This is a genomic window from Streptococcus downei MFe28, assembly GCF_900459175.1.
Taxonomy (GTDB): Bacteria; Bacillota; Bacilli; order Lactobacillales; family Streptococcaceae; genus Streptococcus; species Streptococcus downei.
Genome location: NZ_UHFA01000002.1, coordinates 758,702 through 780,883, shown reverse-complemented (window position 1 = coordinate 780,883; position 22,182 = coordinate 758,702). Strand labels below are relative to the sequence as shown.

At 44.1% G+C, this 22,182-nt stretch carries 20 protein-coding genes and 1 pseudogene; 9 read left to right on the top strand and 12 right to left on the bottom strand.

What is annotated here, in order from left to right; translation table 11 throughout:
* Positions 1-159: 159 nt before the first annotated feature.
* The 5 genes from glyS to DYE66_RS03780 form a co-directional block, all read right to left on the bottom strand.
* Positions 160-2,199 (bottom strand): glycine--tRNA ligase subunit beta, encoded by a 2,040-nt coding sequence (gene glyS, locus DYE66_RS03800; protein ID WP_115324938.1) that lies wholly within the window; start codon positions 2,197-2,199, stop codon positions 160-162.
* Position 2,200: 1 nt separating this feature from the next.
* Entirely contained in the window at positions 2,201-3,115 is a 915-nt protein-coding gene (glyQ, locus tag DYE66_RS03795; RefSeq protein WP_115324937.1) for a glycine--tRNA ligase subunit alpha, read from the bottom strand.
* Positions 3,116-3,556: 441 nt separating this feature from the next.
* Positions 3,557-3,982: an EVE domain-containing protein gene (locus tag DYE66_RS03790; RefSeq protein WP_115324936.1), complete on the bottom strand. Its 426-nt coding sequence runs from the start codon at positions 3,980-3,982 to the stop codon at positions 3,557-3,559.
* Complete coding sequence (locus DYE66_RS03785) at positions 3,975-4,430, bottom strand: MarR family winged helix-turn-helix transcriptional regulator (protein WP_115324935.1); 456 nt, start codon at positions 4,428-4,430, stop codon at positions 3,975-3,977. The genes DYE66_RS03790 and DYE66_RS03785 overlap by 8 nt, the downstream gene beginning before the upstream one ends.
* Before the next feature lies 1 nt (position 4,431).
* A complete protein-coding gene (locus DYE66_RS03780) occupies positions 4,432-4,851 on the bottom strand; it encodes an SRPBCC family protein (protein WP_002960701.1) in 420 nt (139 codons plus the stop codon).
* A 595-nt stretch (positions 4,852-5,446) separates the two neighbouring features.
* Between DYE66_RS03780 and DYE66_RS03775 the strand changes: the two genes are divergently transcribed.
* Positions 5,447-5,641, top strand: coding sequence for a hypothetical protein (locus tag DYE66_RS03775; RefSeq protein WP_109833448.1), 195 nt, complete (start codon positions 5,447-5,449; stop codon positions 5,639-5,641).
* A 13-nt stretch (positions 5,642-5,654) separates the two neighbouring features.
* Here the strand turns inward: DYE66_RS03775 and nagA are convergent, their stop codons facing one another.
* On the bottom strand, positions 5,655-6,803 hold the full coding sequence (gene nagA / locus DYE66_RS03770) for an N-acetylglucosamine-6-phosphate deacetylase (RefSeq protein ID WP_115324933.1): 1,149 nt from the start codon (positions 6,801-6,803) through the stop codon (positions 5,655-5,657).
* Positions 6,804-7,232: 429 nt separating this feature from the next.
* Between nagA and DYE66_RS03765 the strand changes: the two genes are divergently transcribed.
* From DYE66_RS03765 to DYE66_RS03750, 3 genes are all read left to right on the top strand, one after another.
* Positions 7,233-7,484 carry a hypothetical protein gene (locus tag DYE66_RS03765; RefSeq protein ID WP_004219403.1) on the top strand — a complete coding sequence of 84 codons (252 nt, stop codon included), beginning with the start codon at positions 7,233-7,235 and terminating at the stop codon, positions 7,482-7,484.
* Between the two features lie 37 nt (positions 7,485-7,521).
* Positions 7,522-7,884, top strand: coding sequence for a hypothetical protein (locus tag DYE66_RS03760; RefSeq protein WP_019783059.1), 363 nt, complete (start codon positions 7,522-7,524; stop codon positions 7,882-7,884).
* 918 nt (positions 7,885-8,802) lie between these two features.
* The gene (locus tag DYE66_RS03750) at positions 8,803-9,066 is read left to right on the top strand and encodes a hypothetical protein (protein WP_003000835.1); all 264 of its coding nucleotides are present in this window, start codon (positions 8,803-8,805) and stop codon (positions 9,064-9,066) included.
* A gap of 639 nt (positions 9,067-9,705) precedes the next feature.
* On the opposite strand, the gene DYE66_RS03740 is transcribed toward DYE66_RS03750, so the two are convergent.
* The 5 genes from DYE66_RS03740 to DYE66_RS03720 form a co-directional block, all read right to left on the bottom strand.
* Positions 9,706-10,521, bottom strand: a complete 816-nt coding sequence (locus DYE66_RS03740) for a Cof-type HAD-IIB family hydrolase (protein WP_003001082.1) — start codon at positions 10,519-10,521, stop codon at positions 9,706-9,708.
* Positions 10,522-10,574: 53 nt separating this feature from the next.
* The gene (locus tag DYE66_RS03735; RefSeq protein WP_003000957.1) at positions 10,575-10,988 is read right to left on the bottom strand and encodes an acyl-CoA thioesterase; all 414 of its coding nucleotides are present in this window, start codon (positions 10,986-10,988) and stop codon (positions 10,575-10,577) included.
* Positions 10,989-11,054: 66 nt separating this feature from the next.
* Positions 11,055-13,397: an endonuclease MutS2 gene (locus DYE66_RS03730; RefSeq protein WP_044124041.1), complete on the bottom strand. Its 2,343-nt coding sequence runs from the start codon at positions 13,395-13,397 to the stop codon at positions 11,055-11,057.
* 698 nt (positions 13,398-14,095) lie between these two features.
* Complete coding sequence (locus DYE66_RS03725) at positions 14,096-14,614, bottom strand: CvpA family protein (RefSeq protein ID WP_003000928.1); 519 nt, start codon at positions 14,612-14,614, stop codon at positions 14,096-14,098.
* 3 nt (positions 14,615-14,617) lie between these two features.
* The gene (locus DYE66_RS03720; protein ID WP_003000931.1) at positions 14,618-14,926 is read right to left on the bottom strand and encodes a hypothetical protein; all 309 of its coding nucleotides are present in this window, start codon (positions 14,924-14,926) and stop codon (positions 14,618-14,620) included.
* A gap of 175 nt (positions 14,927-15,101) precedes the next feature.
* On the opposite strand from DYE66_RS03720, the gene rnhC reads away from it, so the two are divergent.
* The 5 genes from rnhC to DYE66_RS03695 all read left to right on the top strand — a co-directional run bounded on the left by rnhC (position 15,102) and on the right by DYE66_RS03695 (position 20,357).
* Complete coding sequence (rnhC, locus tag DYE66_RS03715) at positions 15,102-16,025, top strand: ribonuclease HIII (RefSeq protein ID WP_044124040.1); 924 nt, start codon at positions 15,102-15,104, stop codon at positions 16,023-16,025.
* Between the two features lie 15 nt (positions 16,026-16,040).
* Positions 16,041-16,685 carry a signal peptidase I gene (gene lepB / locus DYE66_RS03710; RefSeq protein WP_003001250.1) on the top strand — a complete coding sequence of 215 codons (645 nt, stop codon included), beginning with the start codon at positions 16,041-16,043 and terminating at the stop codon, positions 16,683-16,685.
* A gap of 126 nt (positions 16,686-16,811) precedes the next feature.
* A complete protein-coding gene (recD2, locus tag DYE66_RS03705; RefSeq protein WP_003000920.1) occupies positions 16,812-19,361 on the top strand; it encodes an SF1B family DNA helicase RecD2 in 2,550 nt (849 codons plus the stop codon).
* 2 nt (positions 19,362-19,363) lie between these two features.
* On the top strand, positions 19,364-19,837 hold the full coding sequence (locus DYE66_RS03700; RefSeq protein WP_003001193.1) for a hypothetical protein: 474 nt from the start codon (positions 19,364-19,366) through the stop codon (positions 19,835-19,837).
* A gap of 40 nt (positions 19,838-19,877) precedes the next feature.
* The gene (locus DYE66_RS03695) at positions 19,878-20,357 is read left to right on the top strand and encodes a hypothetical protein (protein WP_003000967.1); all 480 of its coding nucleotides are present in this window, start codon (positions 19,878-19,880) and stop codon (positions 20,355-20,357) included.
* Between the two features lie 187 nt (positions 20,358-20,544).
* Here the strand turns inward: DYE66_RS03695 and DYE66_RS03690 are convergent.
* Positions 20,545-22,071, bottom strand: a pseudogene (locus DYE66_RS03690) (IS1182 family transposase).
* Positions 22,072-22,182 lie beyond the last annotated feature (111 nt).

The window sequence follows — 22,182 nt, the reverse complement described above, 5'->3', positions numbered from 1 at the left end:
GAAAATAAGGAAGCGAGGCAAATAATCTAGTTTCCTCATCTCAAGAGTCCTTGGCGGATTCATTCCATTCTTTAATGCATGATGCAGGGGCAGCTCCTTGATTTTTACGAAAGTGGCCAGACATCCCTGCAGACGAAGGTCTCCGTATGCCCACTGCGCTTATTTCGTATTAAGCTGATTGAAGGCAGCAACTGTTTTAGCCTTTTGGGCTAGGGCTGACAAGAGAGCCAGACGGTTATTCTTAAGGGCCTCATCATCGCTCATGACCATAGTATTATCGAAGAAGGCATCAATGACTGGGCTGAGGCCAAAGAGTTGGTCCAGATTTTCCTTGATGTCATCACCTAGACTAAGGTTAGCTACTGCTTGGGCTAGGGCCTTTTCTTGGTCATTTTCAAAAAGGTCAGAATTGACAGTCATGTCAGCTGGGGCTTTTTCCGCTAGATTGAAGACCCGTGCCAGGCTCTCAACGGCTGGCTTGTAATTATCGGCTTGCGAAGCTACCTGCAGGGCCTCTGCCGCTGCTAACATCTGCGGTACCAGAAAGTTTGAACCAGCCAAGACTGCTTGGCGAATGTCTTTGGGCACACCAGCTCCCATCATCTTATCCACACGGGCGGCGATAAAGTCCATCACTTCTTCTTTATGGGCGTAAGTCAGGCTTTCAAAGGTCAAATCGTAGAGATTATCGACCAATTGGTCCAGAGGGACGGCCCAGTCAAAGGCATCCAAGATACGGACAATCCCTTGGGTCGCCCGACGTAGGGCGTAAGGGTCATTGGAACCACTTGGAATTAGACCAACGGAGAAGAAGGACAGCAGGGTATCAAACTTATCAGCCAGAGCCAGAACCGCTCCAACCTTGGTCTCAGGTAGGTCACCTTCAGCAGAGTCAGGCAGGTAGTGCTCACGGATGGCTGTCGCTACGGCAGGCGCTTCACCTGCTAAGAGGGCATACTTTTCACCCATAATCCCCTGTAGCTCATCAAATTCACCAACCATACCGGTCAGAAGGTCAAACTTGTAGATGCTGGCCGCCCGTGCTAAGGCCTTACTTTCATCAGCGCTCAAGCCAACGGTCTTAGCCAAATAGTCGGCAATAAGACTTGTTCTTGCCATGTGCTCAGACAGAGAGCCAATTTTCTCATGGAAGGTGACATGGGATAACTTGGCCACCAAGTCAGCGATTTTCAGTTTTTGATCTTCATGCCAGAAGAATTCACCATCTTCCAAGCGAGCAACCAAAACTTTTTCATTACCCTTGATGACATTTTCAAGGTAGTGCTCATTACCATTACGGACAGAGACAAAGTTAGGCAGAAGCTTCCCAGATTTATCACGAACAACAAAGTAGCGTTGGTGATTCTTCATAGAGGTTACCAGCACTTCTTCTGGAACTTCCAGATATTTCTCATCAAAATGCCCCATGAAAGCTGTCGGGTATTCGACCAGATTGAGGACCTCATTGAGGAGGTCAGGGGCAATATCGACGCTGACATTTTGCTCGGCTTCAACAGCCTTAATTTGCTCAACAATCATGCCTTGCCGTTCTTGACTATCAGCGATGACAAATTCTTTTCGCAAATCATCCTCATAGGAATCCGCTGTACCAATCTGAGTTTCCTGACCTAGGAAACGATGGCCACGGCTGACCCGACCAGAGTGAATATCCAAGAAATCCATATTTAGGGCTTGGTCATCCAAGAGAACCGTGAGGGTATGGACAGGACGGATATACTCAAAGCTATTGCTAGCCCAGTGCATGCTGACGGGGAAAGTCAAGGAATTGAGAACCTCTGGGACACCCGCCAATACAGCCTCTGCAGGTTGACCAGCCTCTTGCTTGGTCACGTAAACGTACTCTTCACCCTTGACCTGACGGAATTCGATGTCATCGGTGGTCAAGCCCTTCCCACGAACGAAGCCTTGAGCTGCCTTGGTAAAATTACCATCAGCATCCAAAGCAATCTTCTTAGACGGTCCCTTGAAGTCCTCCGACAAATCTTCCTGCTTGTCTGCCAGACCCATCACTCGGACTGCCAAGCGACGAGGGGTTGAGAAGGTCTTGATGCTATCAAAAGATAGACGATTGTCCTTAAGAAAGGCAGCCATTTTTTGGCCCAGTTGTTTTTCACTCGGGGTTACCACATAAGCTGGCAATTCTTCCAAGCCTAATTCTACTAGTAAATTCTTCGTCATCTTAGTCCTCCTCAGCCAAAAGTTTTTCACGGGTAGCCTGGTCCAAAAGTGGGTAGCCTAATTTCTTGCGTTCAGCTACAAAGGTCTTGGCAACGACCCGAGCTAGATTACGAATGCGAGCAATATAACCAGCCCGCTCGGTAACTGAAACTGCCCCACGGGCATCCAAGAGGTTAAAGGTGTGAGAGCATTTCAAAACATAGTCATAGGCAGGGTGAACCAGACTAAGCTTCAAAGCACGCCCAGCTTCTTTTTCAAACTTGTCGAAGTTTTCCAAAAGCATGTCTTGGTCAGACACTTCAAAGCTATATTTGGAATGTTCGTACTCAGGCTGCTTGAAGATTTCGCCATACTTAACGCCTGGTGCCCATTCGATGTCGTAAACTGAATCTACTTCTTGGATATAGGAAGCCAAGCGTTCCAGTCCATAGGTAACCTCAGAAGTTACAGGGCCTGTTGGCAGACCACCGACCTGTTGGAAGTAGGTGAACTGGGTGATTTCCATCCCGTCCAGCCAAACTTCCCAACCAAGACCAGCAGAACCTGTTGAAGGGTTTTCCCAGTTATCCTCAACGAAGCGGACATCGTGTTCCAAAAGGTTGATCCCCAATTTTTCCAAAGACTCAAGGTAAAGTTCTTGAATATTTGATGGAGAAGGCTTCATAACCACTTGGAATTGGTGGTGTTGGTAAAGACGGTTAGGATTTTCCCCGTAACGCCCATCAGCAGGCCGCCTAGATGGCTCAACGTAGGCCGCATTCCAAGGTTCAGGCCCAATAGCCCGCAGGAAGGTATAGGGACTCATGGTTCCCGCCCCCTTTTCATTGTCATAAGCCTGCATGAGCATACAACCTTGGTCATTCCAGTATTGTTGCAGTGTTAAGATTATCTCCTGAAAGGTCAATTTTTTACTCATTATATCCTTCTTTCTTAGTAGTAATAGCTTGCGATGTTTAGCTTTCAAAAACATCCTTTTTTTGAAAGTTAAACAAGTATCTAGCCCAAGCAAATCGCCCCAGCGGTTGTCAAGCGGGACCAACTACCTTTGCTCCAAGGCAAAGAAGATTGAATTGGAGCCACTGCATTCCTAGGCTTGGCAACTTTTCTGGCACAATGAAAAAGAACCGCCTTCTTCCCACCATGCCAGTTGACATAGGGGCGTCAGAAACGCGGTTCCACCCTAATTTATTACTTCATTTGTTTAAAAAAATTGAGCTTGGCTCACTCTGAAAGCGCCAATTATTGCTTCAGCCTCGTCTAGCTTTCACTATCCTAGACTCACTTGAGAAGACCGTGGGGCAACAACCTCTTTCTTGCAGATATTGTAGCACAAGATGGGGAAATTGTCTAATCTATCTCATGACAGACTTTCTTTTTCAATTTTCATATATTGAAAAATCGGGTTGAAAAAATCCTTACTTATTTCAAAGTGTCCGAATCTTAGCTGAGAAGCATACTTTTTCCACTCTGGGGACTGTCTCGCAAACTCAATCGGACAATCACGCACTGGGTGATAAAATGTAATATTTCTTCTATAAGGAATAAAGTTTGGAGCCATCTCAACAGAATAGACTTGATTATCACTTATTTTACCCGCAGCTGTAAAAGCTTGATATGCATTAGAATCCTTCATCTTATACTTGGGACTGTAGTATAAAAGATAATCTCCTTTTTTCATTCGCTTCAAAGGTCCTGCCTGACCATGACAAACCTGACCAAAGCCACCCTTGACTCCTAACATGACATGCTCTTTCGAAACAACACCTAGCCAATATCTAACCATTTTTTTCCTCCAAGTCCATTAACCATTGATTGAATTCCAAAAGATTTTGGTCTAATTTACCGAAAAACTCCTGATCGACTGCTTCAACTAAGGGTAGGGCACGATTTAAGATAGAAAATCCACTTTCTGAAAGCGAAACAATCTTAGATCGACTGTCTTTAGGATGTTCTCTTCTCTCTACTAGTTTCTTTTTAAGCAAAAGTTTGACAACCTGAGAAACAGTCATAACGTCCATATCCGAAAAACTGGCTAGACAGATTTGACTGACAAGGTCTCCTTGTTTCTCCAGAGCAGCAACTGAAGCAAGTATAATAAATTGCGGATGCGTTAGTTGAAGCTTTTGAAGTTCCTTTTTGATTTGACTATGCCAATTATTATAAACTCTTGCAAATAGTAAGCCGGTTGATTTTTGATAGTCATCCTTGTATAAAGAATTAAAATGATACATACTACTCCTTTTCTACTATATCTTTTAGCGTTAAGACAGAGCTCGGGACATCAGCAAAAACTTGCTTTAAAAAATTAACCTGCTCATCCGAAGGCTCTTCGCACACGAGAGACACACTATGCTTTAACGTAATGAATCCCGTCTCCCCTTCTATGATGTCATGTTCAAAAAGTATGCTTCCTGCTGGCGTTTCGGATATGTCTGTGAAAGAGTGTTGATCAACGACCTTCACTAAGTTAAAAGCCAAGGGAGGCATCCCTGACAGTGTCATTGTTCCTGAGACACCTGTTTCGAACGCACCATCCAGACAAATATCTTCTAAATCAGATTCCCATCGGTACCACTGTTCCAAATTTTCATAGTAAAACCAAGCCTTTTCTTTGGTTCCCTTTACCACAGCCGAAAAAGAAAAAGTTATCATAAAATTTCTCCTCTCATATAATAAGTATACTTATTATATGAGAACTTACATTCTTTGTCAAGAAAATCTCTCAGACCCTTAGCCTGAGAGATGAATCGCTTTATACTCAATGAAAACTCTAAGCAGGCTTCACCTGCTAACTCCTGACAGAAAAAATTATTTTCAAATAAAATCAAGAATCGGAAAGAGCAAGGACTACTACCTCTAAAGAGGTGAGATCGCAGTGGTTGACTGATGTCTTGGCACCATTCGAGGTACAATAGACAGCTAGTCACCCTTTCTGGGGTAGCAAAATAGCCCGGTGGACTATTTTAGCCCGACACCTTGAAATTGAAAAGTTAGGGACCACGAAGGTTTTGACGACTATCAAAGCCATTCTTTCTGTCTGACTCCCTAACGACAATCGCTATAGCAACTACCTAATTTCCTCACTAACTCAGCTAAAATAGTAGATCGACTTGTTTTATTCTCGTATTGCCAGACAACACCTTAGTGAAATCCGCTATGGCTGGATTTCCCACGCCAAGTCCTAGTGGAATTTGGTTAAAGGTCTGACTAACATGTCTGTTGCATAGTAGGAAAGGGATTACAGCAGATGGGTGTCGCAAGGGACTGCAGGCAGTCCTTACGTCCGGCAAAGTGCGTTAATACTGCAAATCAAGAAAAGGAAAGCCGAGGATGCTTTCCTTTTGGGGCTAGTGAGAGGTATAGGCAGACCGCCATGGTGGCTGCCATTGCCAATCAAGATTTTTCAAAGCTTAGATTTACCTTGCCCGTCGGAAAATTTTGATTTTCGACGAGTATTATTTATTAAAGACTTCCTCGCCATCCACATAGGTGGCCTGCAGGTTCAGATCCTTGTCCAGAACGATAAAGTCTGCTGGACGTCCAGCCTTGATTTGACCGCACTTATCCTCAAGGCCAACTGACTTGGCTGGAATATAAGTAGCCATTCGGACGGCTTCTTCCGAGCTAGCTATGCCCCAATCTACCACATTTTTTAGACCGTCCTTGAGCTTGAGAATGGAGCCAGCCAGATTGCCTCCCGCCTTAAGGCGGGCTGTCCCATCCTTGACCACTACTGGAAATTCACCCAGCAGATAGTCCCCATCGGGTTGACCACCAGCTGCCATACAGTCGGTAATCAGAGCCACATGGTCATAGCCCTTTTGTTGCATAAGGATGTCACAAGCCACAGGGGAGACGTGATGACCATCACAAATCAATTCGGCATAGGTCTGAGGAATGTGGTAAACCGCTCCGACCATACCTGGCTCGCGATGATTGAGGCCTCGCATACCGTTATAGGCGTGAACCCAGACACTGGCACCAGCTGCAACAGCCTTCTTAGCTTCTGCATAGGTCGCATTAGAGTGACCTAGAGCCACCGTCACACCATCCTTGGTCACCGCCGAGACGAAGGATTCTACTCCTTGGCGTTCTGGGGCCAGGGCAATTTTTTTAATCAAGCCTTGGGCTGCTTCTTGCCAGATTTTGAATTCTTCCAGGCTTGGATCTTTCATATAAGCCGCATTTTGAGCTCCTTTATACTTTTCTGTAAAATAAGGACCTTCGAAATAAATGCCTTGGATTTTAGCGCCATCAGTCGTATCTACAACCGAAGCCACAGTTGCTGAAACATCACGTAAATGTTCAAAACTAGAGGTAAGGGTCGTCGGCAGATAGGAAGTCACTCCCATACTGGGCAAGGCCTGACTCATGGCCAGCATACCCTCGGCCGAATTATCCATAACATCGTGGCCGGCGAAGCCATGGATATGGGTATCGACCAAACCTGGCGCAATCTGATAACCCGTGTAATCTAAAACCTGAGCAGCGCTAGGTACACTCTCAGTCCACTGACCAAAACGCCCATCAACCAACTCAAGATAGCCAGCAGGCTTAGTCTCATGAGCATAATAAAAACGATCTGCCTTAAGGTAGGTTGCCATTATTGTTATTCCCTCTTTCAACGAGTTTTTCTTTCCTTTATTATAGTGTTTTTATGGTATTTTGTAAATGGTATATACCAGTTGTTTTGTGAACTATAGCTGACAACCAATTCTAATGCTCAAAAAATGAAAAATAGATAGAGCCTTGAGGTATAGCTAAAGGACTCAAAAACTCCATCATTTTCATAGTAGGATTACGGACTACAGAAAATGTAGAACTAATTCTTGATGCCTGAAAGCTAGCTAATCTGGGATAAGTCACCATCCAAACTACTGAAATTTACTTTTATGATAGTTGTCAGAAAGATTGTTATCGATTTTCAAATGATTACCAATTATGTTAAAATTACAAAATCACCCTAATTCCCTTGCATAAGTAAATTTTAAGCTTTAAAATAACCACATAATTTTTGAAAAGGAGAATTTTTTATGAACACAGTAACTTTAGACTCAATGGCTTTTGATAGTTTTGAGGTGGCAGATAACCAACTACTCTCTACTGTAGAGGCTGGAAAGGGTGTGGACTCTATATTAGAAGGCGCAGCTACTTATGGTGGTGCAACGATGGCATTTCTTTCGCTTACTGGTCCAGTTGGCTGGGGAGTTGCTGGTGCTTATTTAGCTACATCTGCCGTTGCAGGAGCAATGATAGGTTACGGTGCAGCAACATATGGAGAATAAATTATTTGGTTATTTCCATTTGGAAGAGGTATAGATAATGACAAAAAGATGGTCGTTGATTTTATTTTCATCTCTGAACGTTATCGCTAATTTATTAATGATTTGGCCGTTCAATAGTGAAGAAAAAATATTTTCTAATCTATTTTTGATTATTATTACTTTAGTGTTGCTTCCTAGCTTTTTAAGAATTGTTGACCATAAAACTGCTTCTCAGATTAGGCTTGAAATTTCATCGTTAATCATACTTACAGCAGTTTCAATTATGCGGTTATTATATAGACTTGGTGTCATCTCGGATAAGTTGGCTATTATAGTAGGATTAACAGCCATTGGTTTAATAACAGTGCTTCTGATTGCTGGAATCATCAGGTGGATAAAGATAAATAAAAACATTGATTGATATCTTTTGGTCTTTAGTTACAGTTCTTTTCAGTTAAAAAGCTGAGGAACTTACTACAGATATAAAAGTTCATTAACTATGCCCTAACAAAAGTTTCTCCGCCTCCATCATGATGTCGGGGCCTTTTTCTGACCCCCTTTAATGTAAGAAAAAATAAACTTGCCTACGACTTTGTGAATTAGATGAACCGTCCCAGAAGTTTTGGTGCTTCGTGGAAGATATACTTACTTCGCCAGTTCTATCGCAACTTTGAAAGTGGTTCATTGGTGCTAAAGAACCTAATAAACCATGCAGGAGTAAGACTTCTAGGCCTAACCAACAAGTCTTACTCCCAACCACTGCGTCAATCGAGTACTGCACCACAGAATCAAACTTAGGGCTTTTACCTCAAGCTCAAGTCCTAAAATTCTTTGAATTGCAAACAGCTTGGCGACACGAAGAAACTTCGGCTGAAAATATCCGAAGTCTCACAGTTAATAAGGTGCTTAGCCACTCCTCATAACACGCCGTATCTTTGGAAGGAATCTTATGAAACAAGAAGTCACCTATATTATTTTAATTGTTGCGCTTGTCACCGTTAATATTATTTTAGAGGCTGTCAGACGCTACTTTAGAAGCTCCTGTTTCTCAATCCGCAACTAAACTCCTGGCTCTTCCATCAGCTTTATTTACAGTTCTAACTGCTGTATTGACAACTGCTAATTTGATTTATGATGGATATCAATATTTATCGGGTAATTAGCTTATGCGTAATTTAGTTCTCCTGCTTTGTTATGTAAGTTATTTGATACTCTGTGGGATATTTTTATACCTAAATTGGGAGTATTCTAAACTGAGGTCTATCATAGAATTTATTATATTTATAGGATATGGCACAGTTCTATATATAATCTTCCGTAAGCAAAATTGGAGGTAGACATGAATTCTATCGCATTTAGTGATTTTGAAATTGTAGATAGCGAAAATCTCGTAGAAGTTGGCGGTGAATTTAATGCTTTGGGAGCGGCAATAGGCTTTGCTGGAGGATTTGTCGGTGGAGCACTGGACGGTGCAGGTAAAAGTTTAATAGCTGGCACTGCTGCAGAACCGGGAGTAGGAAGTGTTGTAGGTGCTGTTTTGGGTGGCATTGGTGAAGGAATGGTAGTAGGAACTACATGCGCAATCGCTGGTTCACAGCTTTAATTACTGTTATGAAAAAATTTGTTAAGGAAAAATTCCTGATCTATTTAGTCGCCTTATTAGCCCTTATTGCCGTTTGTTCACCAAATAAGCATTCTGGAAAATTTGTGTTTATCTTGCTGGTATTAGCAATTTTAGGTATGACACTTACTTATTCAATCAAGCTTTTTCCACTTTTTAGAAGAAAGTAGCCCATACTTAAATCTCCCCGCCTCCATCTTGGTGTCGCTAAATAGGGTTAGGTCCACATGAATAGAATGTTAGTTATGAAGTGTTTTATTATTGGAGGCATTACAGTACTTGTTGTTATAATGCTCCTAAATCTGATAAATCGGAAGAAATAATAATTATTTTAGTAATCCGGTGGTATGGGTTAGGTCTTACAGTTTGTCTCACAGCTCTTGAAGCTTATTATCACTATGCTACAAATTAGATAGTTTGATAATTTCGGATTAGTCAGTATCGTTCTTCTGCTAATTCAATACAATAGCTGATAGTCAATAATTAAACACAGGAGAGAATCAAGCTGGTTCTCTCTTTTATGATATTCAAAACACTAAAAGCAGAGGAGTGTTCGATCACAACAACCTAGCGCTTCTATTTCAAATAGTATTAAAAAAGTTTGGCGCACAACCAAACCTTTTAATCTAATACATACTCATAAATAGCTTGGGCGACGCCTGCTTGGTCATTGCTGGCCGTCTGGTAATTACAAACTGCTTTCACGCTGGCTGCTGCGTTGGCCATAGCCACACTGTGGCCGGCAAATTTCAGCATTTCTAAGTCGTTAGCAGCATCGCCTAGAGCCATTATTTCAGAGCGATCGATTCCCAGTTGCTGGGCCAATGCCTTGAGTCCAGAAGCCTTGGTTGTTCCCTTAGGGAGCGCTTCAACAATATAGTGCTGGCTGCGAACATGGGAAAAATGTTGATCAAAATAAGGAAAATTTTCGTCATGAAAACGGTCTAAAGCAGCACTATCTCCCATAATCATCGCCTGGAAAATTCGGCCATGCCCCGCCTGAAAATCCGACCAAGAAATGGTCTGAGCCTGAGTGAAAATTAAACTAGCATCATAGGCGACAATCTCGGGCACCTGATTTGCAAAGACCAAAAAGCGTTCCTGCTCCGTCAAGGTTAAATAGATATCATCATAATCGGCGACCCTATCCAATAGTTCCTTGACTTCCTGATTACTCAGGGTCACGTAATCAACTAAGGCCCAATCCTTAAGCGTAAAGGTTGAGCAGCCATTGTTTAAAATTGCAAATTCATTGTCTTGTCCCAAGCCCAACTCCCTTGCATAAGGTTCCACACCAGACTGACAGCGACCTGTACAAAGTACAACATCGCAACCGGCTTGGCTAGCTTTCTGAAGGGCCTCAATGTTTTCCTGAGGCAGTTGTTTCTGATTGTTTAAAAGAGTACCGTCCATATCAACAGCAATAAGTTTGATCATCTGTATTTCTTTCTAATTTTCATAAGGACTGATTTTTCCGTGACAAGTGTTCGTTAATCTTGGTTGATCATTTCTTGGACCTTCGCATAGAAGTCAGGGTAAACCTTCTTGAGAGCAACAAACCGTCCAGCCTTATCTAAAAAACTATGTTCCGAATGTGCCTGACAAACCAGCTGTCCATCTTGATTCGTCATCACATAGTCAAATCCCAGTTTGGCTCCCTTAAGTATACTAACCCTAATATCAATAGCGATAACATCTGCAAATGTTGATGTCGCTTTATAGTGGCAATCTACTGCAGTAACTGGCGAAATAATACCATCAGCCTCTAACTTATCATAAGGAAGACCTACCTCATCCAAAAAATAAACACGCGCCTCCTCCATCCAACGGACATAGTTGGAATGATGTGTAATGCCCATCCGATCGGTTTCATAGTATTGAACCTTGTGCGTAAAACCTTTCATGACTTTTCCTCTCTAGTTAATACAAAAGCTGACGTGACATAAGCCAACATTCTTAATTAGTCGTGTTTAGCCTAAGTTAGCAATGGTACAGCCCGAACCACCTGCATTTTGAGGGGCATAGCCAAAGCTCTTGACATGACGATGGCTGCGCAGATACTTGGTCACACCTTCACGGATGACACCGGTACCGATGCCATGAATAATATCAACCTGAGCCATATTATTGAGCAGAGCCTGATCAATAAAGTCATCCAGTTCCTGCATAGCCTCTTCATAGCGCTTACCTCGGAGATCCAAACGGGCGTGCGGTCCCGTGCTTGCGGACCTTTTGACAACATTAACTTGTTTTTTCTTACGGGCCTTCTGACTTTCCTGATGTTTCACTAGATTGAACTCAGCTTCCTTTAGGGTCATTTTAATCAGACCAACCTGAGCCTCCCAGCGACCATCCTTGAGCTGATTGATGAGGGTCCCACGCTGACCGTAGGCGATAACAATGACATCGTCCCCTACTTTAGGCGCACGTGCTGCCTTTTGCTTTTTAGCCTTACGCAAAACCTTATTTTTAGAAAGGTCTTCACTAGGAGCCAATTTCTTAAGTTTGCCTTTAGCCTCAATCACTTCATGCGGTTTAAGCTGCGAACGATCCTTAAGATGTTTAAGGATTTGGTTACTCTCGTCCGTCGCCTGAGACACCAGCTGACGAATCTCAGCCTGCGCCTTAGCCAATTCCTTGTCATAAGCATGCGAAAACTCATTATAGAGCTTCTTGACGGCTCGGTTAAACTTAAGATTTTCCTGTTCAACATCACGAATATGATCCAATCGCTTACGGCTCTCAGCAGTTTGCGCTTCCAGCTGCTCAATAATAACATTGGTATCACTCTCGCGATTAGTCATCTGTTCAGCATCATCCACGATAACCTTAGCCAGGCCCAGACGTCTAGCAATTTCAAAGGCATTGGAACGCCCCGGAACGCCCTGCATAAAATGGTAAGTTGGCCTGAGACTGTCTATATCAAATGCCATACTGGCATTCTGAACGTGTGCGGTTTCAATTCCGTAAGCTTTAAGCTCAGGATAGTGGGTCGTAGCCATAGTTTTGATATCGCTGAGACGCAAGTGTCCTAAAATGGCCATGGCCAAACTGGCACCTTCCTGCGGATCAGTCCCTGCTCCCAATTCGTCGAGCAGGACAAGACTCTGTTCATCAGCCCGCTTCAAAATATCAACAATGTGCCCCATGTGACTGGAGAAGGTCGACAGGCTCTGTTCGATGGACTGCTCATCGCCGATATCCGCAAAAATTTCCTTGAAGATAGCTACCTTGCTTCCTGGATCTGCTAGAATTGGTAAACCTGACTGAGCCATGATTTGACTCAAACCCAAGGTCTTAAGCATGATGGTCTTACCGCCCGTATTGGGTCCGGTAATAACAATAACAGAGAGATTTTTAGAAAAATGAAGATCATTGGCAATAGGATTTATTAACAAAGGATGACGAACATTGAGCAAGTTGACTGTCTTATCCTCTGACAGACTGGGCAAACTGGCCTGATATTCCTGCATGTAGAGGTATTTAGCCCGCACGACATCCAAATGCCCAATCAGCCAAGCATTGTTACGGATAGTCTGGGTATGGGGGCGAAGTAAGTCTGATAACTCCCGCAAAATCCGATGCAATTCATGCCGCTCATCCGCTCTGGCCTGAGTGATATCTTCATTGAGCTGCACCACAGCCCGGGGCTCGATATAAACCGTCGTCCCCGAAGCCGAAATATCGTGGACTACTCCAGCTATCTTATTGCGATAGGTATTGCGAACAGGTAAAACCGACCGACCGTTACGGCTGGCAATCAGATTCTCCGCCAACATATCCGACTTGGATTTGACCAAGTTCTGGAGGATCTGGCGAACCTGATCCTCACCTTGGTGAATTCGCTGACGAATCTTGCCCAAGCTGGGACTGGCAAAATCTTCAATAAAACCACCATCATTGATGGCCTGGAGACTGCCCTGTAATTTGGGAAAGGCCTCCAGATTTTCAAAGAGTCGCTGGAGCGCTGTCAGCTGGACATTTTCCAGATTCTCATAGAAGCGACCGACTTCTGCCGAGACCTGTAAGACCTTCTTGATGGCCAAAAGCTCATCCACATTGAGGTCGGCCTCCAACTCCAGACGGCGCAGGGGTTCAGCCAGGCTCTTGATAGAGCCAATAGAAAAGCCATGATACTCGACAAAAATAGCCTCCATATCAGCAATTTCTGCGAAGGCTCGCTCAATCTTTTCCCGATTGGTATCTGGTAGAAGGTCTCGCAACTCTTCTTGAGCAATTTCTGTCTGTAAATAGGGCTCAAATTGATTTTTAACCTTGGCAAATTCCAAGGCTTCCATGATTTTTGTATTCATGAGGCTATTATAACAAATTTCCAAGGAAAAACTGAGAGAACGACTAGCCAAAGGCTTGGCCAGACCTTAGCCCTGAAAACAAGAGGAGCAACCCTTCATTTTGTCTACTTCCTTCGTTTTTTGAAGAAGAGAATCCACCAATTCATGTTTGACTACAAATGAATGCGATACTCTCTACAATTTCGGGAGCCAGTAAAACTCGCAAGTGACAATCCTTGGACCTAGGCTCTGCTCACAGAACTAGCCAGAAAACTAAAAAAGAGCCTAGGCAGGCTCTGAAAGATTTAGAATTAGCTAATACTCTTCGAAAATAAAAATTTTCCCACGGATAAAGTCACTCTATGATTTCTTATTAGAATGACTACGAAAACTACGATTGTAGTTTTCTATATCCCTGGCTAACTCTGTGGAAACTGTGTAACGACAGTTTCTACCTCGTGTCGCATCGTTAACTCACATTGCTGTACCTGCTGAGGAAAGCAAAGCTTTCCCTATTTCCAACCTCAAAAGGTCTCCCAGACCTTTTGAGCTACCTGCAGTTCGTGCGATGCGGAGCAAAGTTGGTCGATCTCACCAACTTTGTGAGGTTAGTAAGGGAGTTAGGCAATCGCTATGGAGATTGCCGTAAGCTATCAGCAACTTTAGTGGCTTGATAGCTTTGCTCCTTGCCTCGGCTCTTTCGATTTTCATTGAGTATATTACTCAAACAAAAACTTGGGGAAAATCATAATCAAGCATTTGACCAGCCAGTTATCGGCCAGAAAATTTTGTAGGCCAGTCATGGGAACGGTGGCTAGAAGGGTGAAAAACAAAGCCAAGCCAAAGGCTGTTATCAAGACGGCCAGACCGCCAGCAATGGTTCTTTGGTAGGCCAATTCCTCCAAGCGTGAAACTTCAAAGGCATGGGCGAAGACCCCTAAAAAACGAAAAACTAGGTAAACCGCCAAGTAAATGATGAGAAAGGCAACACCAGCATAATAAAGGCGATTGAGGCCAAAAACATTCTCCGTGGTGAAGAAGGCCATCTTACCCCCTTGAGTGGGATTGGCATAGGGCACCCAGAGGTTGAGAGCCTGAGCCAGACCAGCTTTAAAAAGGCCAGCAACCACAATAGCCACCAGACTTCCAAACAGGTAAAAGGCCTGCAAAAAAAGGCCTCGGCTATAGCCAAGGTAAAAATTCCAAGCCAAAAGGAGGAGAATAATCAGAGAAACCATACCTTAATTACCACTAGCCTTGCTGGCCTTGCGTCCTTTAATATTGGTCAAGGTTTTTTTGCGCAGGCTGTCTAGCTCAGCTTCCTTCTTATCAAACTCAATTTCTCGGCTGAGCTGGGTCGATAGGGAATTGATGGCCATAAGAATAGCCACCGTTTCATCATCAGCAGTTGGCAAAGACTCCTTGATGCTATCGTACTTCTCCCGAGCCACCCGTTCGACTTCTTCCATAAAGAGATTATCCTTATCGGTGGTCAGGGTTAAAGGTTTCTGTCCAAATGTAAATTTATAGCGATTTTTTGTCTTTGTCATAGGTGCACCTCTTTTTTGTCATTATACCGTAATTTTAGTCTTTAGACAATCACTAAAAGCAAGACTAGGCCAGCTGAGAAGACCTAAAACTGGGGATAAAAATAAATCGTTCAGACTCAGATTTTTCTGACTCCAAACTATCACGCCAAGAGCTTTTTATGATAAAATAGTCTTCATGAACACTCTCGTCATGAAAATGGGCCAAGGGCGGACAAATAGCCTGATGACCGAGTTAGCTGACTACCAAATAGCTATCAATAATCCCTACGTCAGCTTTGCGGCTAAGTACCAAGAGACAACTGTCCTCGTCTATACTTCTGGCAAGATTGTTTTTCAAGGCAAGAGAGCTCTAAAAGTCGCTCAAAGATTCGGCTACCAAGGCGATGAAGCTCTGGCTTCAGAGACTAAATCTAGCAATCAGGGCAAGATTGCTCAAGAAAAGTTGAGCCTGATTGGCTCTGACGAGGTGGGAAACGGCTCCTATTTTGGGGGCTTAGCCGTTGTCGCTAGTCTGGTTCGACCGAGTGACCAGGCCCTACTCAGAGACTTAGGGGTGGCGGATTCCAAGGTCCTAAACGACCGCAAAATCCAGCAACTTGCCCCTATTTTGGAGGAGAAAATTCCCCACAAGGCCCTGCTCCTATCGCCAGCCAAATACAATGAGGTGGTAGGCCCAGGCAAAGCCCACAATGCCGTATCGGTTAAGGTAGCTCTGCACAACCAGGCCATCTACCTGCTCCTGCAGGAAGTGCCTAAGCCTGACAAGATCGTCATTGATGCCTTCACCAGCCAAAACAACTATAAGAAGTACCTAAAAGGGGAGCGCAACCAGTTTGCCAACCCTCTAACCTTTGAAGAAAAGGCCGAAGGCAAGTATCTGGCGGTTGCCGTCAGTTCCATTATTGCCCGCAACCTCTTCCTAGAAAATCTCAAAAAGCTGGGAGAGGATTTGGGCTATCAGCTGCCCAGCGGAGCTGGTGCCAAATCTGACAAGGTGGCCAGTCAACTATTGGCGGCCTATGGCATGGAAGGGCTCAGGCACTGCGCCAAGCTCCACTTTGCCAATACCAAAAAAGCCCAAAAATTATTGAATCACTAAAGGATCCTACACGCCATGTCTGCTACTACAACCAAGAAAAAAAACATTAACTACTACGACTCCCCTTTTCTCTATTTTATGAAAGAATGGGGTCTTTATATCGCCGTCTTCGCCATCATTTTACTCAGTCGCATCTTCATTTGGACCACATCAATTGTCGATGGGCATTCCATGGATCCGACCCTGGCCGGCAAACAAAGACTATTTGTTGTCAAGACGGCCAAGATTGATCGCTTCGATATTGTCGTTGCCAAGGAAAATGAAAATGGCAAAAGCAAACAAATCGTCAAGCGTGTCATTGGCCTGCCTGGCGATACCATTACTTACGACCATGACAAACTGACCGTTAACGGCAAGGAGGTCAACGAGCCCTACCTCAATTCCTACCAAGCTAAATTTGTCAAGGATAAGCTCCAGTCTACCTATACCTATAATGACTACTTCCAACAGCTAGCTAAATCAGCTCAATCTTTCACCGTTGATAAGGATGGCAATGCTAGCTTTACTGTTACGGTGCCCAAGGGCCAGTACTTCCTCCTAGGGGATGACCGAATTGTTTCCAAGGATAGTCGGGCCGTCGGAACCTTTAAAGACAGTAACATTGTTGGCGAGGTGAAATTCCGCTTCTGGCCTCTTGATAAAATCGGTAATCCAGAATAATAAAGTCAGACTGCTAAAACAAGCGAGGGAGAAAGGAGAAGGGCAACTAAGCCACTCCCACCCCTCTTTTTTATTAGCCAACCAGCGCCTCCCTTCCTATAAAACCAGCCAAAAAGGTAGGAAATCATGACAGAACTCTATTTTTCAGGAACTGTTGAACGCATTATTTTTGAAAATGCTAGTAACTTCTTTAAGATCCTCCTCCTAGAGATTGAGGAGACTAATGCTCCTGATTTCGACGATTTTGAAATCATCATCACGGGTACGATGGCCGACATCATGGAGGGAGAGGACTATACCTTCTGGGGCCAGTTGACCCAGCACCCCAAGTACGGCGAACAGTTGAAAGTCAGCCGATACGAACGCGCCCAGTTGACCTCGGCGGGCCTTATTAAGTATTTCTCTAGCGATAATTTTAAGGGGATTGGGAAAAAGACTGCCCAAAGAATTGTTGAGACCTATGGCGATGACAATACTATCGACAAAATCTTGGCCCAACCCGATAAGCTAGAAGCCATCTCTGGTCTTTCCAAGACCAATCGAGCAAATTTTCTAGCTCGGCTGAGGGCCAACTATGGAACCGAGCAAATTCTCTCAAAATTGGCTGAATTTGGCCTCAGTAACCGCCAGGCCCTGGACATCTATGATAGCTACAAGGAAGAGACTCTAGATATTCTCCAGGAGAATCCCTACCGTTTAGTCGAAGATATCAAGGGGATTGGCTTTAAGATTGCAGATAATCTGGCCCAGCAGTTAGGGATTGAGAGCGACTCCCCCCAACGCTTTCGGGCAGCCCTGGTTCATAGTCTGACCGAAACCTCCTTGGAAAGAGGCGATACCTATGTGGAAGCCCGTGACCTGTTGGAAAATGCCGTCACTCTCCTAGAAGAAGCTCGCCAGGTGGAATTGAACCCAGCCTTAGTGGCTAATGAATTGACCAACCTCATCGCTGAAGATAAGGTGCAGAACATAGGCACCCGTATCTTTGACAATACCCTCTACTATGCCGAAGAAGGCATTAGAAACAATCTGGAACGGATTCTGGCCCTACCTCTTGAGCAAGACTACTCAGACAAGGAAATTGAAGCTGAGCTAGCAGAGATTCAAGATGAGTTAGGTGTTCACTATGACACCATCCAAAAGGAAGCTATTATTCAAGCTCTGACCAGCAAAGTCTTTCTCCTGACAGGGGGACCTGGAACTGGTAAAACGACTGTCATCAAAGGTTTGATCAAGACCTATGCCCAGCTCAAGGGGATTGACCTTAATAAGGGCGACCTGCCTATCATCTTAGCTGCCCCTACTGGTCGGGCTAGTCGGCGGATGAGTGAGCTGACGGGGCTACCAGCCGCTACCATCCACCGCCACCTAGGCCTGACTACTGACGACAGCGATTTTCAGACACTGGATGACTATCTGGACTGTGATCTGATTATTATTGATGAATTTTCTATGGTCGATGCCTGGCTGGCCAATCAATTACTGAGCGCTATCTCCAGCAACACCCAGGTGATTATTGTGGGTGATAGCGACCAGCTACCTTCGGTGGGACCGGGACAGGTCTTGGCTGACCTTTTAAAGATCTCCAGCCTGCCCCAAGTCAGTCTGACAAAAATCTTCCGCCAGTCAGAAGATTCCACCATTGTCACCTTGGCTAGTCAAATTCGTCAGGGGCAACTGCCTGCAGATTTCACCGCCAAGAAGGCTGACCGCTCCTACTTTGAAGCCCAGGCCAACCACATTCCCAGCCTGGCCCAACAAATTGTCAGCTCAGCCATTCGTAGCGGAATAGAGGCACAGGAAATCCAAATTCTGGCCCCTATGTACCGTGGCCAAGCAGGCATTACCAACCTCAACACTCTGATGCAAGAGCTCCTCAATCCCCTAAAAGAAGCTGGTAGCCAATTTCTCTTTAATGACCTCAAGTTTCGAAAGGGCGATAAGGTCCTCCACCTGATTAACGACGCCGAGCTCAATGTTTTCAACGGAGATATCGGTCGTATCACCGACCTGATTCCTGGCAAATATACTGAGAGCAAGCAGGATGAAATCTGGCTGGACTTTGATGGTAGCGAAGTGGTTTATCCTCGCAATGAATGGCATAAAATCACCCTGGCCTATGCCATGTCCATCCATAAATCTCAAGGGAGTGAATTTCAGGTGGTCATTTTACCCCTGACCCGCCAGAGCGGTCGCATGCTCCAACGCAATCTAATCTACACAGCCATCACCCGCTCCAAGAGCAAATTGATTATGCTTGGGGAGGTCTCTGCTTTTGATTATGCTGTTAGAAATCAAGGGACCCAACGAAAAACCTACCTCATTCAACGCTTTGCTCAAGAAGCCCAGGATACTGAAAGTCCGCAAGAACTAGCAGCAAGCGAAGGAGCCAGCTCTCTAGCTTTTGATAATCCGGCAGAGAAAGCTGTTCCTGATTGGTCATCGGCCAGCCAGACTGACCTGGCCCCTCAAGCAACTATCGTCGGGGCGGACCAAAGGCTGGCCAGTCAAAGCCCTGAAATTAAGAATCCTACAACACTCAAAGAACCTTCCGAAGTGGCGCCAGAGACCTACCGCCTAACCCAAGCCAATCTACTGAGTATTGACCCCATGATTGGTCTTAGTCAGGCCGATATTGACCGCTTTTTTAAGAACAACTCATCATCTAGGAGATAAGAATGCCTATCAAAGATCTGCAAACCATCTTTAGAAAATCCAACCGCACCGTGGCCATCCTTCATTTAATTAACCTGGTCATCAATGTCCTTGTCCTCTTTGGCTTTATTGTCCTAGTTTACGGGATTCGCTCAGGCTTTTATCAGGCAAGTAACCTGCCACAAGCAGACATTTCACAAGTCGAGGAGCTACTTCAATCAGTAACCAGGGACGTCCAGTTCAACCACTGCATCAATATTATTTTTAACATTGCCATCATGAGCCTGGCCTTTCGCAATCAGGCCCGCTTCAACCAGAAAGGCAAGCTATCTGAACTCCCTTATTTACTGGGCTATAGCCTCTTTTTCATTAATATTTTTGCGGACCTCATAGCTACTGGCTTCACCCTCAACATGGCCCTACAACTCTTTTACCTTCCCTTTTACATCAACAGTCGCAATTCGGCCAGACTGCTCAACGCCTTGAATCAGGTATGACCCTTAACTGGCAAGTCCAATAATTCTAAAGGAGATAATCATGTATCCTCAATGGTCCAAATACAGAAGTACCCTCAAAGGACTGAATATAGCACTCATCGTCTTTGAAAGCAGCAGTCTTGCTTTCAATACCCTTATCTTTTTAGTAAGTATCGTATTAACAATTGCAGTAGCTGACTTAGATAAAAGCGACTTTGACTCCCTAACAATCACTAATTTAGTCCTTCTAGTCATAGCACTGCTCCTAAACGCTCTTCTCTTAGGACTCTTTATCTATAATCAAAAGCGACTCAATGATGAGCCAGCCCAACTTCTAGCTAAACCTGTCAGTAGTCTAGCTTATTACCTAGGCTTTCTTACCTTTCTCCAGACTCTGGCATCGCTTGCCTTGGGAGTCCAGACAGGCCTCCCCGCCCACTTGCTTACTTTGATTTTCAGACTAGCTTTTTCTATTCTCTCTACCATCGCTTTACTTTCCCGCCAAAAACTAATCCAAGCCCTCAAGGCAGCAGCATTATAGCCACTATAGAAGCTCATACTCTTTAAGCAAACATAGCCCCTAGCTTGGTCATATTTTCCAAAAAGGAATAGTTATTAAAATTCTGACGTAAGGATAGTGGGATACTTTCGCCAAAGTGGTGAGTCTGGGACAGAAATCCGTTTGAGCTCGAAAAATAGAGGATCACTTGTTGGTGACCCTCTATTTTTTAGGTTCGGTTGCTTCTCCTGTTATATTTGATGAGATTATTGGCCATAAGGGCCAATCCCATGTCAATCTTGACCTGTCGTTTCCCCCGCAGATGACACCTTTTGTAACCCAAACAAGCCTTTATCTGCCCAAAGACAGGCTCCACATCAACCTTGCGTTGTGCGAAAACTTGACTGCCCTCAGGAGATAAAAGCGCTTGAACTTCTTTTTGCTTTAAATATTGGTACCGCTCGTTGATATATAGCCCCTTTTGAGGAGCTAATTCAAGCTCCTCAGCCTGGTAGACCTTAATCTCTTGTTCAAAACCTGTTTGCGTTTTCTGGTGTTTGAGATGATGAAACACCTATTTCCAACCCTCTGGATGGGTGTAGCTATCCTCTTTTTCATTATAGTGCCAATTGGCTAGATTCTTGTCAGACTTTCTGTAGGTCCTCTTTTGTTCCTTATCAAACCTGCCATACTTAATCAAGTGATTAATTTCCTCTTGGTCAAGAGTTAGTAGGTTCTCTTCACTACCATAACCAGCATCTGCGACAATAGTCTTGGCGTCATGGGGATAGGAGTCTAAAAATGGTAAGAGGGTCTTGGTGTCTGTCGGATTTGGGAAGATATCATAGTGGAGAACAAATTGATTCTCAGTAGCGATTTGGAGATTGTAGCCAGCCTTCAGTTGACCATTTCTCATGTGGTCGTCTTTCATCCGCATAAAAGTGGCGTCTGTATCTGTCTTTGAAAAACTATTGCGACCAGTGAAAGTAGCTTGATAGGTCTCGTACTTTTGTGCACGGGCTGAAAAATCCTCCCTTACCTTTCGAAGGACTTTCTTGAGTTTCCGACGCTTTGTTTGACGCTCATCCTTTCCTTTGACAGGATTTTCTTCGATGGCTTGGTTAACTGATTTCCATTCTTCCTCAAGGATTTGAGAAAACTCTATCAATTGTTCAGAAGTTACAGGCTCTTGGTCATCTAAGACAATGGCCTCTTGAATCAAAGGATTAATTTCCTCTTGAAAATAGGTTTTTAGAGTCGCTTGAAGTTTGGCAGAAAATTTATCAACAGCCTTCCGTCAAACAAAACTGTACTTGTTAGCGTTAGCTTCAATCTTAGTCCCGTCAATAAACAAACACTCTAAGGACACTAATTCCTCCATTTTCAACTGAAGGTTGAGGTCAATAAAGAGATTACGAATCAGCTCCTCCATCCCAGGAGCCACACGAAAACGATTGATTGTCCGATAAGAAATCACCAGCTGACCTGTTAAGTATTGCAGGGCAAGATTTTCCACCATCATTTTTTCTATCTTTCGTCCGGAAAAGATCCCTTGAGAATAAGCAAATAAAAGGGCTGCTAGGAGTAATTGGGGAGGGTAAGAAGGCCGCCCAACCTCATGATAAAAGTTTAGAAAGGCATTATCATCTAGTTTATTGACCACCTTTTCAATCGTAAAAACGAGATGGTTGTGGGGTAAGAATGCGCTTAATTCTAGTGGCAGAGTCGTTTGATTTGTGTTATAGTGAATGTACATGAGGTAGCCTTTCTATTATTTTTTGTCAACTATATTTTATCAAAACTACCTATGTCAAACAAAAAGCAACGGCATCAAAACCGTTGCTTTTTCGTTGGCTGAGGGATAGTT

What these genes read in the sequence shown, in the direction of transcription:
- glyS (WP_115324938.1), bottom strand. Translation starts at nt 2,199, where the DNA reads ATGACGAAGAATTTACTAGTAGAATTAGGCTTGGAAGAATTGCCAGCT.
- glyQ (WP_115324937.1), bottom strand. Translation starts at nt 3,115, where the DNA reads ATGAGTAAAAAATTGACCTTTCAGGAGATAATCTTAACACTGCAACAA.
- DYE66_RS03790 (WP_115324936.1), bottom strand. Translation starts at nt 3,982, where the DNA reads ATGGTTAGATATTGGCTAGGTGTTGTTTCGAAAGAGCATGTCATGTTA.
- DYE66_RS03785 (WP_115324935.1), bottom strand. Translation starts at nt 4,430, where the DNA reads ATGTATCATTTTAATTCTTTATACAAGGATGACTATCAAAAATCAACC.
- DYE66_RS03780 (WP_002960701.1), bottom strand. Translation starts at nt 4,851, where the DNA reads ATGATAACTTTTTCTTTTTCGGCTGTGGTAAAGGGAACCAAAGAAAAG.
- DYE66_RS03775 (WP_109833448.1), top strand. Translation starts at nt 5,447, where the DNA reads ATGGGTGTCGCAAGGGACTGCAGGCAGTCCTTACGTCCGGCAAAGTGC.
- nagA (WP_115324933.1), bottom strand. Translation starts at nt 6,803, where the DNA reads ATGGCAACCTACCTTAAGGCAGATCGTTTTTATTATGCTCATGAGACT.
- DYE66_RS03765 (WP_004219403.1), top strand. Translation starts at nt 7,233, where the DNA reads ATGAACACAGTAACTTTAGACTCAATGGCTTTTGATAGTTTTGAGGTG.
- DYE66_RS03760 (WP_019783059.1), top strand. Translation starts at nt 7,522, where the DNA reads ATGACAAAAAGATGGTCGTTGATTTTATTTTCATCTCTGAACGTTATC.
- DYE66_RS03750 (WP_003000835.1), top strand. Translation starts at nt 8,803, where the DNA reads ATGAATTCTATCGCATTTAGTGATTTTGAAATTGTAGATAGCGAAAAT.
- DYE66_RS03740 (WP_003001082.1), bottom strand. Translation starts at nt 10,521, where the DNA reads ATGATCAAACTTATTGCTGTTGATATGGACGGTACTCTTTTAAACAAT.
- DYE66_RS03735 (WP_003000957.1), bottom strand. Translation starts at nt 10,988, where the DNA reads ATGAAAGGTTTTACGCACAAGGTTCAATACTATGAAACCGATCGGATG.
- DYE66_RS03730 (WP_044124041.1), bottom strand. Translation starts at nt 13,397, where the DNA reads ATGAATACAAAAATCATGGAAGCCTTGGAATTTGCCAAGGTTAAAAAT.
- DYE66_RS03725 (WP_003000928.1), bottom strand. Translation starts at nt 14,614, where the DNA reads ATGGTTTCTCTGATTATTCTCCTCCTTTTGGCTTGGAATTTTTACCTT.
- DYE66_RS03720 (WP_003000931.1), bottom strand. Translation starts at nt 14,926, where the DNA reads ATGACAAAGACAAAAAATCGCTATAAATTTACATTTGGACAGAAACCT.
- rnhC (WP_044124040.1), top strand. Translation starts at nt 15,102, where the DNA reads ATGAACACTCTCGTCATGAAAATGGGCCAAGGGCGGACAAATAGCCTG.
- lepB (WP_003001250.1), top strand. Translation starts at nt 16,041, where the DNA reads ATGTCTGCTACTACAACCAAGAAAAAAAACATTAACTACTACGACTCC.
- recD2 (WP_003000920.1), top strand. Translation starts at nt 16,812, where the DNA reads ATGACAGAACTCTATTTTTCAGGAACTGTTGAACGCATTATTTTTGAA.
- DYE66_RS03700 (WP_003001193.1), top strand. Translation starts at nt 19,364, where the DNA reads ATGCCTATCAAAGATCTGCAAACCATCTTTAGAAAATCCAACCGCACC.
- DYE66_RS03695 (WP_003000967.1), top strand. Translation starts at nt 19,878, where the DNA reads ATGTATCCTCAATGGTCCAAATACAGAAGTACCCTCAAAGGACTGAAT.